Origin of the sequence: Billgrantia montanilacus (genome assembly GCF_003336675.1) — a bacterium.
Lineage (GTDB): Bacteria > Pseudomonadota > Gammaproteobacteria > Pseudomonadales > Halomonadaceae > Halomonas > Halomonas montanilacus.
This window is the reverse complement of record NZ_QPII01000005.1, coordinates 128,520-145,656: the sequence shown is the minus strand read 5'-3', so window position 1 is coordinate 145,656 and position 17,137 is coordinate 128,520. Positions and strand designations below refer to the sequence as shown.

Annotated in this window: 14 protein-coding genes; 5 read left to right on the top strand and 9 right to left on the bottom strand. The window is 65.6% G+C overall.

Annotation, left to right across the window (positions count from 1 at the left end; all coding sequences use genetic code 11):
* Window positions 1–20 precede the first annotated feature (20 nt).
* The 3 genes from DU505_RS09230 to DU505_RS09220 all read left to right on the top strand — a co-directional run bounded on the left by DU505_RS09230 (window position 21) and on the right by DU505_RS09220 (window position 3,022).
* Window positions 21–1,412 (top strand): YcjX family GTP-binding protein, encoded by a 1,392-nt coding sequence (locus tag DU505_RS09230; protein ID WP_114478703.1) that lies wholly within the window; start codon window positions 21–23, stop codon window positions 1,410–1,412.
* A complete protein-coding gene (locus DU505_RS09225; protein ID WP_114478702.1) occupies window positions 1,409–2,476 on the top strand; it encodes a YcjF family protein in 1,068 nt (355 codons plus the stop codon). Before DU505_RS09230 ends, DU505_RS09225 begins: the two co-directional genes overlap by 4 nt.
* A 105-nt stretch (window positions 2,477–2,581) precedes the next feature.
* On the top strand, window positions 2,582–3,022 hold the full coding sequence (locus DU505_RS09220; protein ID WP_114478701.1) for a universal stress protein: 441 nt from the start codon (window positions 2,582–2,584) through the stop codon (window positions 3,020–3,022).
* Window positions 3,023–3,127: 105 nt separating this feature from the next.
* Here DU505_RS09220 and DU505_RS09215 read toward each other — a convergent pair whose 3' ends face one another.
* The 7 genes from DU505_RS09215 to DU505_RS09185 form a co-directional block, all read right to left on the bottom strand.
* Window positions 3,128–4,249, bottom strand: coding sequence for an ABC transporter ATP-binding protein (locus DU505_RS09215; RefSeq protein ID WP_114478700.1), 1,122 nt, complete (start codon window positions 4,247–4,249; stop codon window positions 3,128–3,130).
* Between the two features lie 32 nt (window positions 4,250–4,281).
* Entirely contained in the window at window positions 4,282–5,160 is an 879-nt protein-coding gene (locus DU505_RS09210; protein ID WP_114478699.1) for a carbohydrate ABC transporter permease, read from the bottom strand.
* On the bottom strand, window positions 5,153–6,085 hold the full coding sequence (locus DU505_RS09205) for a carbohydrate ABC transporter permease (protein WP_114478698.1): 933 nt from the start codon (window positions 6,083–6,085) through the stop codon (window positions 5,153–5,155). Before DU505_RS09205 ends, DU505_RS09210 begins: the two co-directional genes overlap by 8 nt.
* A gap of 90 nt (window positions 6,086–6,175) precedes the next feature.
* Window positions 6,176–7,468, bottom strand: coding sequence for an ABC transporter substrate-binding protein (locus DU505_RS09200; protein WP_114478697.1), 1,293 nt, complete (start codon window positions 7,466–7,468; stop codon window positions 6,176–6,178).
* A gap of 122 nt (window positions 7,469–7,590) precedes the next feature.
* Window positions 7,591–9,075 carry an ATP-binding protein gene (locus DU505_RS09195; RefSeq protein WP_114478696.1) on the bottom strand — a complete coding sequence of 495 codons (1,485 nt, stop codon included), beginning with the start codon at window positions 9,073–9,075 and terminating at the stop codon, window positions 7,591–7,593.
* Complete coding sequence (locus tag DU505_RS09190) at window positions 9,075–9,800, bottom strand: response regulator (protein ID WP_114478695.1); 726 nt, start codon at window positions 9,798–9,800, stop codon at window positions 9,075–9,077. Before DU505_RS09190 ends, DU505_RS09195 begins: the two co-directional genes overlap by 1 nt.
* Before the next feature lie 130 nt (window positions 9,801–9,930).
* A complete protein-coding gene (locus DU505_RS09185) occupies window positions 9,931–10,728 on the bottom strand; it encodes a Cof-type HAD-IIB family hydrolase (RefSeq protein WP_114478694.1) in 798 nt (265 codons plus the stop codon).
* A gap of 217 nt (window positions 10,729–10,945) precedes the next feature.
* Between DU505_RS09185 and DU505_RS09180 the strand changes: the two genes are divergently transcribed.
* Window positions 10,946–12,886 (top strand): exoribonuclease II, encoded by a 1,941-nt coding sequence (locus tag DU505_RS09180; protein ID WP_114478693.1) that lies wholly within the window; start codon window positions 10,946–10,948, stop codon window positions 12,884–12,886.
* Window positions 12,887–12,968: 82 nt separating this feature from the next.
* Here DU505_RS09180 and DU505_RS09175 read toward each other — a convergent pair whose 3' ends face one another.
* On the bottom strand, window positions 12,969–14,291 hold the full coding sequence (locus tag DU505_RS09175) for an extracellular catalytic domain type 1 short-chain-length polyhydroxyalkanoate depolymerase (protein ID WP_245947857.1): 1,323 nt from the start codon (window positions 14,289–14,291) through the stop codon (window positions 12,969–12,971).
* 50 nt (window positions 14,292–14,341) lie between these two features.
* Complete coding sequence (locus tag DU505_RS09170) at window positions 14,342–14,758, bottom strand: CopG family transcriptional regulator (RefSeq protein ID WP_114478691.1); 417 nt, start codon at window positions 14,756–14,758, stop codon at window positions 14,342–14,344.
* A 327-nt stretch (window positions 14,759–15,085) separates the two neighbouring features.
* Here DU505_RS09170 and siaA point away from each other — a divergent pair, with 327 nt between their 5' ends.
* On the top strand, window positions 15,086–17,125 hold the full coding sequence (siaA, locus tag DU505_RS09165) for a biofilm regulation protein phosphatase SiaA (RefSeq protein ID WP_114478690.1): 2,040 nt from the start codon (window positions 15,086–15,088) through the stop codon (window positions 17,123–17,125).
* The last annotated feature ends 12 nt before the right edge of the window (window positions 17,126–17,137 follow it).

The following is a 17,137-nucleotide window of genomic DNA, read 5'->3' as shown; positions in this document are numbered from 1 at the left end:
TGCGAAGGGAATCCTCACTGATGCGCCAGCCTTTGGCCCGGGAACTGACCAACCTGATCGAACGTGGACGCGACCGCCAGCTACGCCTGGCGGTCACCGGCCTGTCACGCGCCGGCAAGACCGCCTTTCTCACGTCGCTGGTCAACCAGCTTCGCCATGCCGGCCTCGAAGCCAGGCTGGACCTGATGCCGGTGGCCCGGGAAGGCCGCCTGCTGGGTGCCCGCCGTATCAGCCAGCCGGACCTGGGCGTGCCGCGCTTTCCCTACGACCAGGCCATGGCGTCCCTCGACGCCGACCCGCCATGCTGGCCGGAACCCACCCGCGGCATCAGCGAGCTGCGCCTGTCGATCCGCTATCGCCCGGCGCGACGCGGACTGCTGCGCAGCGAGACCGCCGAGCTGAGCCTGGACCTGTTCGACTACCCCGGCGAGTGGCTGCTCGACCTGCCACTGCTGGGCCACGATTACCCCGGCTGGAGCCGGGCGATGCTGGCCAATGCCGGCGAACAGCGCCGCGCGCTGCTCGCCGAGTGGGAAAGCGTCGCCGCCGAGCTCGACCCCGCCGCCGAAGCCAACGAGGCGGAGCTGGCCAACATCGCCAGCCTCTATGCCCGCAGCCTGCAGGCCGCCCGGGAAGCGGGCTTTGCCAACCTGCAGCCAGGCCGCTTCCTGCTCCCGGGCGATCTCGAGGGGGCGCCGGTGCTGCAGTTCTTCCCCCTGCCCGCACTGAAGGACTACGACGATACCAGGCTGACCAAGCTACCGCCGGACAGTGTCTACGCGACCCTGGCCGCCCGCTTTCGCCATTATCAGCAACATATCGTGCGACCTTTCTACCGCGATCACTTCCGCCGCTTCGACCGGCAGATCGTGCTGGTGGACGTGCTGGGCGCCCTCAATGCCGGCCCGGAACGCTTCGAGGACCTCTCCCAGGCGCTCACCACGCTGATGCAGAGCTTCGACTACGGCAAGCGCAGCCTGCTGTCGCGTCTGTTTGCCCCTCGCATCGACCGCCTGGCCATCGCCGCCACCAAGGCCGACCATGTGACGCCGGAGCAGCATGGCAACCTGACCTCGCTGCTGGAGGCGTTGCTCGCCGAACCCCTGCAGGACCTGCGCTACGCCAATGTGCCGGTCAAGGCGCTATCATTGGCTGCGATTCGCGCCACCGAAACCCATGCCGTGGAGCACCAGAAACAGCGCACACCCGCGCTGCGTGGCACCACCCTGGAAGGCGAAGACGTCCTGGTTTTTCCCGGTGAGGTCCCCGCCCAGTTGCCCGAAGCGGAGTTCTGGGCACGGCAGGGCTTCGACTTCCGCGCCTTCCGCCCTGCCCCACGGGAAGGCGGCGCCCTGCCCCACATTCGCCTGGACGCCGCGCTGGACTGTCTGATCGGAGACAAGCTGCAATGAGCGATAACCGTCACCCCGGCCAGGACCGCGAAGCGCCCGGCCCCACCGATCCCCGTCCCGGCCGCCGGTTTACGCTGGACGAGCCTATTCCGCCACTGGGGAGTGAGACGCCACGGCCGCGCCAGGACTTCGCCGCCGAGCTGCCGACACGCCCCATCGAGGAGCCCATCGACGGCCCCACCGAACAGGCGCTTTCGGTTAGCCTCGGCCGGCCACGCAAGCGCCGCTGGGGCCTCCTTACGCTGCTGGGCGGGAGCCTGGCCCTGGGCACGGTGGAGCTCGCCCTGCGCCTGCCGGCGGCCCTCACCGGCGGCGACTGGCTCAGCGGCGGCTGGGCCCTGCTGGGACTGGGCGCCATCGGCCTGGGCGCCGGCGCGCTGCTGCGTGAAGCCTGGCGGCTGCGTCGACTGCGTCGCCACGACACCCTGCGCGCAAGACTAGGCAAGTTGCAGGAAGTCGGCACCGCCGAGGCCATGGGTCTGGCCAGACTGCTCAAGACGCAGCTGAAGCTCGATGACGACCACCCTCACTGGCAGGCCTTCCTGGCCGCTCACCAGTCTCACCACAGCGGGACGGAAGTGCGCCAGCTGCTCGCACATCATCTGCTGGCACCCCGCGACCGGGAGGCACGACGCCTGATCTCGCGGATGTCCGGCGAGACGGCGGTGATGGTGGCGGTGAGCCCGCTGACCCTGGTGGACATGGCGCTGGTCGCCTGGCGCAACCTGGCGATGATCGACCGGATATGCCGTCTCTACGGCCTGGAACTCGGCTATGCCAGCCGCCTGCGCCTGCTGCGTAGCGTGCTCTACAACATGGCCTTTGCCGGCGCAACCGAGATGGCCAGCGAAGCGGGCATGGAGATTCTCTCGCTTAACCTGGCTGGACGGCTCTCGACCCGTGCCGGCCAGGGCATGGGGGTGGGCCTGCTCAGTGCGCGGCTGGGCCTGCGTACCCAGCGACTGACGCGGCCGATCGGCTTCGATATCGGCGAGGCACCGCGCATGGCCGACCTGCGCAGCGAACTCTGGCAGCAGCTGCGCCGCCTCGAGGTGAAGGAATGAGTATCGTAGCCACGCGCTTCTTGACCCCGGTCATGACAGCTCGGCTCCGAGCCGCTAGTCTCTAACATAAGGATCAGCCCTCACCTTTCAAGAAGGAACACGACCATGTTCAATACCATCCTGGTTCCCGTCGATGGCTCTGAAAGCGCCAAGAAAGCCCTTTCCGTTGCCTGCCAGCTGGCCAACCAGGCCGATGCCACTCTGCACATCCTGCATATCCCCGAAGAACTCTCCCACGAGACGACGCTGGTATGGGGCATCGGGGCCATCGCCGTCGAGGCTTCTCGCCAGGAGCGCGATGACATCGGGCAGCAAGTGGTGGAAAAGGCCGCCCAGGCGGCTCGCGACAAGGGCGTGACCAAGATCGAGACCGCCATCGGCCGTGGCGACCCGGCCCGCACTATCGTCAGCGAAGCGAAGACACGCGGGGTAGAAGCCATCATCATGGGTAGCCGCGGGCTCAGCGACCTGCGCGGGCTGGTCGTGGGCAGCGTTTCCCACAAGGTGAGTCACGCCGCCGAATGTACCGTCATTACCGTTCGCTGAGCGCAAGCACGACACCCGCCGTTGACCTGCTGCCCGGCCAGGGGCAGCAGGCCTTTGCCGAAAGACCGGATCTCGCAGTAGATCAGCGTTAAGTCCGACAGGCTCCTAGGCCAGGCGCTGTTCCGTCTGGCTGTCGAAGAGCACTGCGCGACCCATGTCGACGCGTAGTCCCAGGCGCTCCCCCGGCACGACCGTGCACTTCGGGCCGACCCGGGCCGTGACCTCGCCATCCCCCAGCGGCAGCCTCAGCAGGATATCGGCTCCGGTGGGTTCTGCCACGCTGACCCTGGCCGAGACCGGCGTCCCCTCGTCCATGCCGCTGAGCCGTGAGTCCTCCTCGCTGAAGTGCTCCGGGCGCAGCCCCAGTATGATGGAGCGCCCGACCTGCTCGGCCATGGCCGGGGTTTCCCGCGACACGGGCCAGGGCAGCACCAGCGCTTCCTCGCCCGCGGTGACGATACGTAATCGGTAGCCCCCTGCCCCGCCCTCCAGACTAGCCGTGATGAAATTCATCGACGGCGAGCCCATGAACCCCGCCACGAAGATATCCACCGGGTCGTTGTAGACCTCGTCGGGGGTGCCCAACTGCAGGATATTGCCGTCGCGCATCACGGCGATGCGATCGGCCAGGGTCATGGCCTCGATCTGGTCGTGGGTCACGTAGACGATGGTGGTGCCGAGCCGCTGATGCAGCTTCTTGATCTCGGTGCGCATGTCCACCCGCAGCTTGGCATCCAGGTTGGAGAGCGGTTCATCGAAGAGATAGACCTTCGGCTCCCGGGCCAGGGCCCGCCCCATGGCGACACGCTGGCGCTGGCCGCCGGAGAGCTGCGAGGGCTTGCGCTCGAGCAGGTGTGAGATCTGCAGCAGGTCGGCGACCCGCTCGACGGTGGCCTCGCGCTCGGCCTTCGGCACCTTGCGCATCTCCAGGCCGAAGCTGATGTTGCCGCGCACGGTCATGCTGGGATAGAGCGCGTAGGACTGGAACACCATGGCGATATCCCGCTCGGCCGGCGTCCGCCAGGTGACGTCCTCGTCGGCGATGTGGATCTCGCCAGAGGTCACCGGCTCCAGGCCGGCGATGGCGTTCATCAGTGTCGACTTGCCGCAGCCCGACGGGCCGACCAGGATCAGGAACTCCCCGGACTCGATGGCCAGGCTGACATCCTTGAGCACGCGCTCGCCGCCGAACTCCTTGCGAACACTGCGAATTTCTAGAGCAGACATGGTGGATACCCCTTGTTGTTCTCTCTTGAGCGCTAGCCCTTGACCGAGCCGGCGGTGAGCCCACGAACGAAGTACTTGCCTGCCAGCACATAGACCACCAGGGTCGGCAGCGCCGCGATCATGGCGGCGGCCATGTCGACGTTGTATTCGCGGGTGCCGGTAGAGGTGTTGACCAGATTGTTGAGTGCCACGGTCACCGGCTGGGTGTTGTGGGCCGAGAAGGCCACGCCGAACAGGAAGTCGTTCCAGATCTGGGTGAACTGCCAGATCACCGAGACCACGATGATCGGCGCAGAGACCGGCAGCAGGATGCGCCAGAAGATCCGGAAGAAGCCGGCACCGTCGATCTTGGCCGCCGAGACCAGCTCGGTGGGCACCGCCACGTAGAAGTTGCGGAAGAACAGCGTGGTGAAGGCGATCCCGAAGATGACGTGGACCAGAATCAGGCCAGCCCTCGAGCTCGACAGCCCCAGCCAGCCAAGGGTCTGTGCCATGGGCAGCAGCACCACCTGGAAGGGGATGAAGCAGCCGAACAGCATCAGGGCGAAGAGCAGCTCCGAGCCCTTGAAGCGCCACTTTGTCAGGGCGTAGCCGTTGAGCGCGCCCACCGCGGTGGAGATCAGCACCGCCGGCACCACGATGGCAATGGAGTTGAAGAAGTAGCCGCCGATGCCCTCGCAGCGCATGCCGGTGCAGGCTTCGCCCCAGGCCTTGACCCAGGGTTCCACGGTGGGCGACTGGGGCAGCGACAGCAGCGTGCCGGGGCTGATCTCCTGGAGCGGCTTGAACGAGGTGATCAGCATCACCACCAGGGGCAGCAGGTAGAAGAGCGCCGCCAGCAGCAGCACCGCATAGACCGCCATCCGGCCCAGGCGGGCCGCGGGCGTACGACGACGAATCACGTTATCCATGCTTGCGACTCCTCAGCTCGGAGTAGAGATAGGGAATCAGGATCGCCAGCACACCGCCAAGCATCAGCATGGCACTGGCCGAACCCAGCCCGATCTGCGCCCGGGTGAAGGCGTGGGTGTACATGAAGGTGGCCGGCAGGTCGGTAGCGTAGCCTGGGCCACCCCCGGTCAGGGCGACGACCAGATCGAAGCTCTTGATGGCGATATGCGACAGGATCATCACCGCACTGAACACCACCGGTCGCAGGCAGGGCAGGATCACCAGCAGGTAGGTGCGCGGCAGGCTGGCTCCATCGAGCTGGGCGGCCTTGATGATGCTGTCGTCGATCCCCCGCAGGCCGGCCAGGAACAGCGCCATGACGAAACCGGACGCCTGCCACACGGCGGCCAGCACCAGGGTGTAGATCGCCATGTCGGGGTCGACGATCCAGTTGAAGGTAAAGCTCTCGAAGCCCCAGCTGCGCACCATGGCCTGGATGCCGAGCCCGGGGTTGAGCAACCATTTCCACACCACCCCGGTGACGATGAACGACAGCGCCATGGGATAGAGATAGAGGGTACGCAGCGCCCCCTCCTGACGAATGCGCTGATCGAGCAGGATGGCGAGCACCACCCCGATGACCAGGCAGATCGCCACGAACAGGCCGCCGAAGATCACCAGGTTGGTGGACGCGACCCACCAGCGGTCGTTGGCCATCAGCCGCGCATACTGGGCAAAGCCGACGAAGTCGTAGCTCGGCAACATCCGCGAGCTGGTCAGCGACAGCACGAAGGTCCAGAGCATGAAGCCATAGACGAAGAACAGGGTGATGGCGACAGAGGGCGCCAATACCAGCCGCGGCAGCCAGTCCTGCAGGCGTGCGGAAGCGGTCCGCCGTGCCGCGGGACGCACCGGGCGCTCCTCGGCGTGGGAGAGGATGGTCATGGGAAGTACCTCGGGCGTGAACGAAAGCGTCGCCTGATGACCTGCCGGGGTCGATGAAGCTGGAGCCCGGCAGGCCAGGAGATGCGGCGGTCAGAGCGCCGCTTGCGCCGCGTTCACCATGCGCTGGGCGGCCTGCTCGGCCTCCATGTCACGGGCATTGAAGTAGTTGGTCACCACATCGAAGATGGCCCCCTGCACGTCGGCGCGCACGGCCATGCCGTGGGCCATGCTGGGCACCAGGCCACCCTCTTCTGCGGTGCGCTGGAAGTCCTCGAGGGACTGCCGGGCGCAGGCATCGAACTCGCTCATGTCCAGGTCGGGGCGTGCGGGAATCGAGCCCTTGGCCAGGTTGAAGGCCTCCTGGAAGGTGGGCTCCAGCACCAGCCGCGCCAGTGCCTGCTGGGCCTCGTGCTCTTCGCCCTCGACGCGGAACATCGCCAGGCTGTCGATGTTGAAGGTGAAGGCATCGGCGGTGCCCGGGGCAGCCGCGCAGAGGTAATCCTCGCCGGCGGTGAGTTCGGCGGCGGTGAACTCACCCTTGGCCCAGTCGCCCATCAACTGCATGCCGGCATCGCCGTTGATCACCATGGAGGTGGCGATGTTCCAGTCGCGACCGGACATGTCGTCGTCCATCAGCTCGCGCAGCCGCTTGAAGGTTTCCAGCGCCTCGATCATCTGCTCGCTGCCCAGTGCCTCGGGGTCGAGATCCACCAGCGCCTGCTGGAAGAACTCGGTGCCGCCCGTCGCCAGCAGCACGGTCTCGAACACCGTGGCGTCCTGCCAGGCCTGACCGCCGTGGGCCAGCGGGATGAAGCCCGCCTCGCGGATCGCCTCGCCGGCGGCAAACAGCTCATCCAGGGTGGTGGGCATCTCGACGCCGGCCTGTTCGAGCACGTCCGGGTTGGCCCAGAGCCAGTTGACCCGGTGGACGTTGACCGGCACGGCCACGTACTGGCCGTCGTAGCGCATGATGTCCGCCACCGTCTCGGGCAGCAGATCATCCCAGCCTTCCGCATCGGCGACTTCGTCGAGCTCGCCGAGCAGGCCCAGCTCGCCCCACTCCTGGATCTCCGGCCCCTTGATCTGGGCCGCCGAGGGCGGGTTGCCGGACATGGCCCGGGACTTGAGTACCGTCATCGCGGTTTCACCACCGCCACCGGCGACGGCGAAGTCCTGCCAACCGTACCCCTCGGCTTCCATCAGCTCCTTGAGCACGTTGGCGGCCCGGGCCTCGCCGCCGGAGGTCCACCAGTGCAGGACCTCGACTTCACCGGCGGCATGGGCGCTGGTCAGTGACACGGAAGCGGCCAGGGCCGTGGCCAGGGCAAGCCCGGTCCTGGGAAAACGCGTTGCGGTGAAACAATTCCGCTTGAAGGAAGGCATGGCGTAACTCCTCGAGTTGTTATGTTTCCGGCGTGACACCGGATAACGACACGCTAACCCAGGAAGCGCGACAGGAGGGGTTACCTAGTCCTGCGAAGTGTTGGCGTCGTATTGCCGGAATATTACAGCCCCGTAATATCCTGCGGCCGGGGCAGCGTCACGCGTACCCGCAGCCCGCCCTCGGGGTGGTTGTCGAGACCGATATCGCCGCCCAGGGCGCGGGCGATATGCCGGGCGATGCCCAGCCCCAGGCCGCTGCCGCCGGTATTGCGACTGCGGGAGGGTTCGAGCCGTACGAAGGGCGAGAAGACCCGCTCGCGCTGTCTCTCGGGGATGCCCGGCCCATGGTCGCGGATGGTGATCATCAGGCGGGAGGGACCGTCTTCCAGCGTCACGTCGGCGCGCTGGCCATAGAAGACGGCATTCTCCAGCAGGTTCGCCAGGCAGCGCTTGAACGCCAGCGGCTTGACGGCGAGCGGTGCGGCCTGTCCCCGGATCGTCACCTCGCCACCCTGGAGCGCGAGGTCGTCGGCCAGTTCTTCCAGCACCGCTCGCGGCTCGAGGTCTTCGACCGCTTCGTGAAGATCAAAGCCCTTGACCGACGCCAGCGCGCCCTTGACCAGCAGATCGAGCTCATCGAGAGAGGCGCAGAAGCGCTCGCGCTGAAGCGGGTCGTCGAGCATCTCGGCCCTCAGCCGCATGCGGGTGATGGGGGTCTTGAGGTCGTGGGAGATCGCCGAGAAGAGCCGCTCACGCTCGTCGACCTGCTCTCGAATTCGCTCCTGCATGCGGTTGAAGGCCATCGCCGTGGCCATCACCTCCCTGGGGCCGCTCTCACGCAGCGGCGGCGCATCCAGGTCGTCACCCAACTGGCGGGCCGCCCGGGACAGGCGTGCCAACGGCCGGGTGACGCTGCGGATGCCCAGCAGCGAGAGCCCGATCACCGTCAGCAGCACCATCAGCCCCGCCAGCAGGCGCTCGCCGGAGAGCCAGCGATATTCGTTGAACAGGTCCGCCACCGGCAGCAGGGTCGCCACGTAGAGCCAGGTGCCAGGTTCGAGCTCCAGCTGCACCACCAGGATCGGCGGCGACAGCGGCTCCATCAGCAGGCTGTGCTGCCCCCAGCGCGGCGGCAGGTCGTGCAGCAGCACCTCGTTATTGTAGACCCGCAGGGTTTCCGCCCGGGAGAACTCCACAAGAACCTCGTCGATGTTCAATTCGCGCCCGAGGATGGCGCGAAAGTTACCCACCACCAGGGCCTTCTCCGCCCCCGAGCCGATGTCATCGACGGGAATGCGACGCTCGTTGACGCTGACGAAGAATCGGGTCCCCCCCATGTTGCGCAATTGGTCGAGCACGATGTGGCGATATTCGACGGGCAGTGAGCGAAAGAAGCGCATGGTCGAGGCCACGCTGTAGGCGACATTCTGCGACAGCTCGTCGAGCTGCTCCAGCTGACTGGAGCGTACCTGGGAGGTCCAGACGGCGTAGCTGGCGAGCTGGGCGGCGAGCACACCGACGATCATGATCAGCACGAAGCGACCGCGCAGCGTCCTGGGCAGGCCGCGGGACAGTCGCCGGCGCCACCGCCGCCAGCGGGTATCCATCACGTCAGCGCTTCGACCCGGGCGGTGAGTACATAACCCGCCCCTCTCACGGTACGGATCAGTTGATGGTACTGGGCATCCTCACCGAGCCGCTGGCGCAAGCGGCAGACATGCACGTCGATGGAACGATCCAGCGGCGGCGCCGGCCGGCCACGGGTCAGTTCGAACAGCGCGTCCCGGGAAAGTATCTGCTCGGGGTGTTCGAGAAACACCTGCAGCAGCTGGAAATCGGCGCCGGAGAGCGGGGTGCGTCGCTCCTGCTGATCGATCAGTTCGCGGGTCATTCGGTCCAGCTGCCAGCCACCGAAGCTGACCAGCCGCGCCCGTGCCGGGTCCTGGGGCTGCTGGTTGCCCCGTGCACGACGCAACACCGCCTTGATCCGCGCCAGCAGCTCCCGGGGGTTGAATGGCTTGCCGAGATAGTCGTCCGCGCCGAGTTCGAGGCCCAGAATCCGATCGGTCTCGTCGGCGCTGGCGGTGAGCATGATGATGGGGACCTGGCTGTCGCGGCGCACATCGCGGCAGATGGTGAAGCCATCATCGCCGGGCAGCATGATATCGACGATCAGCAGGTCGGGTGTCTCCTGGATCAGCAGCCGATGCAGCGCTTCGGCATCCTCGGCGACCAGCGCACGATAGCCGTGGCGACCGAGATAGTCGGCCAGCAGCTCACGGATTTCCGGGTCGTCGTCGACCACGATCAGGGTGGCAGGTGTCGTCGTCATCGTCGTCCGATGGGAAGGGGCGGTGTCGTGGCTACGCCCGTGATTGTTGTCATTGTCGGGCTTCGATAATGGTCAAGTGCGGCCATCCCGACAAGCCATCTGCGACCAAGGTAGCAACCGACCACAGACCTTATATTCCGAACCGCTCCCGAAGCAACGCGGCCACGCCCACCTCGGCGTGGTGGCCGATGCTTCGCGCGTGGGGAACACGCCCGGCGAGCTCGGGATGGGCGTTGGCCATGACATGGGCCTCGCCGGCCAGGGCCAGCATCTCGGTATCGTTGAGGTTGTCGCCGAAGGCCAGGCAATGCCGCGACTCGACCCCCAGCGAATCCAGCAGGGCCTGCAGCGCGGTGCCCTTGTTCACCCCGCCGGCCATGATCTCCAGCGAATTGACGGTGGAATAGGTCACGTGCAGCCGCTCGCCGTGGCGTTCCATCACCTGGGCTTCGAGCCCCGCCAAGCGCTCGGGCTCGCCGATGTAGAGCACTTTGCCCACCCCTTCCCCGTCGAGTTCGTCGGGTTCGAAGATGCGGTAGCCGAAGCCGGTATGCGCGTGATAGGCCAGCAGCCGTGGCTCCGCCGCGTCTATCAGCCACTCCTCCTCCCGGTAGAGATTGAGTCGTACGCTGTCATGGCGCTCCATGGCGATCAGCTCGAGGGCCAGCTCCGCTTCCAGGTGCCGGGCGGAGAGCAGCCGGTCATCGGGGCCATGCAGGTAGGCGCCATTGGTGCTGATCACGTGGATCGGCACCCCGAGCCGCTCGCGGAAGGCCAGCATGTCGCGGAAATGACGCCCCGAGGCGAAGGCCAGGTGGTGGCCCCTATCCGCCAGGGCCCGCAGTGTCTCGATGGTATGCGGATGGAGGTCGTGGTTGGCATCCAGCAGGGTGCCATCAAGGTCGGAGACGATGAGGTGGGGCGTCATAATAGATCCAGTATTCATGGCGGCTATCAGCCTAGCAAATGCCACTCATGGCTGTCGTCTCGTCGGGGGATGGATACTGCCCCGACGCACCTTGCCTTGGTAGTCGGCTTATCCTGGCCACAACCTGCTGTTTCCTCGTTGCTGGGCTTAGTGGCGTTTGGCGCCGGCCGCGGGAATCCGTATAGTGGCTCTCCTACCCCGCCACACGTTCGTGACCATGCTGCAGAACAATCCGCTGCTCGCTCAGCTCAAGCAAAATATTCGCAAGTCCACGCCCCGTGCCGAGGGCGTGATCAAGGCCACCGACAAGGGCTTCGGTTTTCTCGAAACCGATGACGGCCAGTCCTATTTCGTGCCGCCGCCTGCCATGAAGCAGGTGCTTCACGGCGACCGAGTCCAGGCCACTATCCACGAGAATGGCGACAAAACCTCGGTCGAGCCCGACGCCCTGCTGGAGCCCGGACTGACTCGCTTCATTGCCCGGGTTCAGAAGCGCGAAGGTCGCCTGGCAGTGGTCCCCGACCACCCCTCGATCAAGAACGTGCTCAAGTCGCGGATCAAGAACAGCCTCGACGAGGCGAGCATCGGCGACGGCGACTGGGTCGTGTCGCGCCTGGTGCGCCACCCGCTCAAGGAGAACGATCGCGGCTTCTTCGCCCAGATCGACGAGCTGGTCGCCAAGACCGACGACCCGGCCGTGCCGTGGCGAGTCACCCTGGCCCGGCACGCCCTGGAGCAGGAGTGCCCCGATGCCGGCAGCGAATGGCCGTTGCTGGACGAGGGCCTGGATCGCAAGGACCTCACCGCCGAGCCGTTCTTCACCATCGACGGCGAGAAGACCCGCGACATGGACGATGCCCTGCGCATCGAGCCCCGCGAGGATGGCGGCTGGCGGCTCACGGTAGCCATTGCCGACCCCACCGCCTACGTCCAGGAGGGGCATGTCGCCGACCTGGAGGCACGCACCCGCGCCTTTACCGTCTACCTGCCGGGCCAGAATGTCACCATGCTGCCCGAGCAGCTGGCCGATGACCTCTGCTCGCTGTGGGAAGGCCAGGATCGCCCGGTGCTGGCCTGCACCCTGGAAGTGGAAGCCGACGGCAGCCTGGGCGACTACCGCTTCTTCGCCGCCACCGCACGCTCCCACGCCAAGCTGGCCTATGACCGGGTCTCGGACTGGATCGAGGGGCAGGGCGAGTGGGCACCGGCGGATGAGATCGCTCCGCAGCTCAAGGCGCTGCGTGACATGACCGAGGCACGCAGTGCCTGGCGCGCCGAGCACGCCCTGGTGTTCAAGGACCGCCCCGATTTCGTCTTCGAACTGGACCGTGCCGGCAACGTGCTCAACGTCCGCACCGAGCAGCGACGCATCGCCAACCGCATGATCGAGGAGTCGATGATCGCGGCGAACGCCTGCTGCGCCGACCTGCTCGCAGAGAAGGTGGGCCACGGCATCTTCAATGTCCACCGTGCCTTCGAGCCGGAGAAGGCCGAAGCCGCCCACGAGTTCCTCACCGCCCAGGAGATCGAGGTCGAACTCGAGGCCCTCTCCGAGCTACCCCGCTACAAGGAGCTCAAGCGTGCCCTGGAGAGCCGCGACGACGCCTGGCTGGATGCCCGCCTGCGCCGTTTCCAGGGCTTCACCAGCATGTCCGCCCGCCCGGGGCCGCACTTCGGACTGGGCCTGGCCGCCTACGCCACCTGGACCTCGCCGATTCGCAAGTATGGCGACATGGTCAACCATCGCCTGATCAAGCGAGTGCTCAAGGGCGAGCAGGCGCCGGCGGAAGCCACCCTGGCACTGACAGAACAGCTGACCGAGCGTCGCCGCCTGAACCGCATGGCCGAGCGCGACGTCAAGGACTGGCTCTACGTGCGCTACCTGACACCGGCCGCCAAGGCCCAGGAAGCCTTCGAGGCGGAGATCATCGCGATCAACCGCGGCGGCATGCGCGTGCGCCTGACCGCGAACGGCGCGACCGCCTTCGTCCCCGCTCCGATGATTCACAGCGACCGCGACAAGGTGGTCATCGACGACAAGGAAGGCCGCATCCAGGTGGAAGGCGAAGAGCGCTACAAGCTCGGCGACGTCATCCGCGTGGAATTGGTCGAGGCCCGTGAGGAGACCCGATCGCTGGTGGCGCGCCCCGCTATCTAGGAACAATTCCAGCTGCAACACCAAAACGCCTCGACCAGTGTCGAGGCGTTTTCCTTGCTGACCAAGTCACATGAGCTGCTCTTCAGAGCGTACTACGGCCTGACCGATCCGCGGATGTTGCATGGGAAAGGAAGAAACGCAGCATCTCCTTGGCCGCATCGGGGCCCTTGGGGTCCGTGTAGGAGCCGCGTGCATCGCCCCCGGACCAGGCATGGCCGGCACCGTGGATCACCCACTGCTCAAGGCACGACCGCCCATCCGCATCCTGATGGCTGGTTTGCGTATAGGCGTAGCCATTGGGGACCCGCCCCCGCTCCACCGTCTTCCCGGCACTGCCCTCACGACCGTTTGCCGACTCGCCAGCCGCACGCGAGGCGGCGTACTGAGCGGCAACGCGATCCGCATTGCTGGGATGCACCGTGGTGTCGCGATCACCGTGGAAGACGATGGCGGGCACCCGCGACACCGATGCAGACACTCGTGCCGATGAGGCGTTGGCCAAGGGACCTGTGCCACCCTGCATCGCCCCCAATGCATCGGGGAGACTCCGGGCCACGCCGTGAGGCAGGCCGGAGTGCACGCCCACCGCCGCATAGAGGTCCGGATAGGTCATCGCCAGTGTCGTTGCCATGGCGCCACCGGCCGATAGTCCTGCGACATAGGCCCGGCTCGCATCGAGCCCGTACGTGTCGGTAACCTGGCGGGTCATGCCGGCAAGGATCGCCGGCTCCCCCCCCTCGCGCTGCTGGTCTTCAGCCTTGAACCAGTTCCAGCACTTGTTACTGTTGGCGGTCACCGGCTGGGCCGGATAGAGCACGCAAAAACGCTGCTCTTCGGCAAGACGGTTCATGTTGGTCCCGGTGGCGAAGTCATCGGGGTTCTGCGTGCAGCCATGCAGCATTACCACCAGCGGTAGTGCCTGGCCGTGATAGCCGCTGGGCAGATACAGCTTGTAATCGCGCGAGCCGGCATGGTTGGTAAAGCAACCCGCGGTGAACGCGCCGGGCAGCGCTGTCTCGTTGGAGCCCCGTGCCTGCTCGGGCTGGGCCATGGAATCACGCAACTGCCGCCACTTGTCGCGCCAGGCAGAAGGCAGCCCGATATCACCGCCCGGTATTGTCCCAGAGGCCGGCTTTCGCGTATGGCCAAACGCCGAGGATGGCGCCCCTCCCGCTGACGATGGACCTGTCCGGTACGAAACCGACTCGGCAGCCGCTGGCTTCGACACCGACACCTCCTCATCAATGACCTGGCAGCTCCCCTCGAAGGTGTTACGCACAAAGGCGGAGGTATCCCGCGCTTCCTCGCCCCCCGTTCCACTCTTCCCACCAGGCATCGTGCCCTGGAGTATGGCCATGGCCTCATGCAGCTTCCCGGCGCGGGTGAGCCGCGTCGCTTCTTGCATTCGTTGTGTCGTCGTTGCGTCGATCATCGTCAATGTCCCTATTCAGTGATTCAGTGGATTCGATCCGCCAGGGCCGCCTTGACCGCCTTGCTGGCATGCAGGGCGCCCAGGACGACCACCGATTCGATGGTGGCTCGGGCCAGCTCCGGCGATACATCGTCGGCAATGCTGGCCATGCCCAGGACCTGAATCTGCAATGTTTCTCCCGCCGACTGCAGCGCTTCCAGATCCGCGCGGCTGTAATGCTCGAGCCCCAGCACGAAGGCCTTGCGAGTCACGGTCTCCCTGACCACCTCGGCATGGGTCGACAGCTGGTTACGGATGGCCGTGCGGATCAGGTCGGTGCGATTGGAATAGAACCCTTCCTGGACAAGCAGGTCGATCTGCCCCAGGTCGACCACCCCCAGGTTGATGGTGATCTTCTCGCTGGAGTCGCCGGACTTGCGCCGCAGCTCATGCACGCTCATATGTTTTACCTCGTTAACCAAGGGATGGAGCACTCTGCCCCATCATCTATGCGGATTCCATAAGCCATCCATATGGATGGTATAATAGACCTGTCGGATGAATAGTCAACGTGCATGGAAAAAACAACTCGCCTGATAGCGAGCCATCGACCCGTCGATAACGCTAGATCGGTTCGTACGACGAGGCTCCGCAGCCCCCCCCTGCCGGTGGTCTCGTCGAAGCGGGCACGGAAGAATGAGGAACCGCGTGTACTCAGAGTTTAAGGTAAGGCAATGAAAAAGCATGACAATGGTGGCTGAGCCCACCCGGACAGGGAAGCCAACGTGATGGCGGTACACCTCGGACTGCGTGGCAAGTCGGTCGCCACCTTGCTGCTGGCATGCCTGCTGGCATTGATTCCAGCCCTGTTCATCGGTTGGAAGGCCGTCGATGAGGTACGCCGCTACTTCGCCACGGCCTATGCCGAACAGTACACCCTGCTGCAGATGCAGCGTATCTCTGCACCCGTATCACGCGAACTGGCCCTGTCACGGCGTTTCGCCAACTCGGTGGTCACTCGCGAGTGGCTACGTCAACCGGATGATCCCGAACGGCGCGCACGCTTCCTGGCCGAAGCTGAAGGTTTCCGCCAACAGTTCGGTAGCAACGCCTACTTCATCATCGATCACGCCACCCACGACTACTACTTCGCCGACCGACGCGATGCCGAGCTGCTTCCCCGCTACCGTCTCTCCAGAAGTGAAGGCGAGGACGCTTGGTACTTCGACACCATGGCCAGCACATCCACCTTCGATATCGATATCAGCGTCGACCATGTCCTGCAGCGCAGTATGCTGTGGGTCAATGTCAAGGTACGCGACAACGGCGAACTGCTCGGCCTGGCCGGCGGCGCCCTCGACCTGGACAATTTCCTGGCACACTTCATCCGTGCTAGTGCTCCCGGGGTGACGCCGATGATCGTCGACCCCCGTGGCACGATACGAGCCCACCCCGACCAGGCCCGCGTAGCACTCGGTGCGGGCGGCAGCCCTTTCGATACCGACAATGAACAGCATATCCAGTCCTTGATCGACAACGCCGACCAGCGAGACGACCTCAGGCGCGAAATGCAGGGGGCGATACGTCGACCCGGCGATATCCGGACCCTGCACGTCGATATCGGGGGCGAGCCGAGACTGCTCTCGGTGGGCTACATCCCGGAGCTGCAGTGGCTGCTGGTCACGTCATTGGACATGCAGGCCGCCAGCATTCTCGAAGGACGCTGGTTCTGGCCCCTGGTTGGCGCCCTGCTGCTGATACTCGCCATCCTGACGTCAGCCTTCGCCTATGCCACTCACCGCTTGATCCTGACGCCACTACAGCGCCTGACGCTGTCGGCTCGCGCCATCGCCGACGGCGACTATCGCTCGCGGCTCCCCACTGAACGCCGCGACGAGATCGGCGAGCTCTCCCAGGCCTTTTCGCACATGGCGCGCCAGGTGGAGGATTACACGCGAAATCTTGAATCCCAGGTGCATGAACGCACGCAAGAGCTGGAAACCGCACATGCGGCCATGGCGGCCGCCCACAAGAAGCTGGGTGACTCCATCCAGTACGCCAGCATCATCCAGCGTGCCATCCTGCCCGACGCTCAGCTCAGTGAACATCTTGCCTCTCGTCACGCCGTACTGTGGAAACCGCGCGATACCGTGGGCGGCGATTTCTACGTCTTTCGCGGCACGCCGCAGGGCTATCTGATCGGCATCGTAGACTGCGCCGGCCACGGCGTGCCCGGTGCCATGATGACCATGCTGGCACGCGCCATTATCGACCACGCCATCGCCCAGGAAGGGGCCGACGACCCGGCTGCCCTGCTCAACGAGATCGATCGCCAGTCACGCCTGCTGCTGCCTGAGGCGCAACTGCCCTCCTCCATCGCTACAAACATGGATATCGGCCTGGTCTGGGTCGATCCGCCCCGGCACCGCTTGACCTATGCCGGGGCCAAGCTCGATCTCTATGCCAGCGACGGCCAGCAGCTCGAGCGCATCAAGGGCCACAAACGTGCCCTTGGGCATCGTCGACCGGCCATCTACTGTAACCAGTACGTACCGCTGAGTCCGGGATGGCGCTATTATCTGTGCAGCGACGGCTTTCTCGATCAAGCCGGGGGCCACCACGGCTTTGGCTTCGGTAACGGCCGCTTCGAGGAGCTCCTGCGCTCCCAGGCAGCGGCGCCTCTCGATGCACAGTTGGCGGCTTTCGAGCAGGCACTGGACGACTATAGAGGCCCTCACGGTCAACGCGACGACATCACCTTGCTGATATTCTGCACGGCACCGGAAGCCTCCGAACCTGTTTCTCCACGCCCCCCCAGCCCCGGCTAGGGGATATATTGC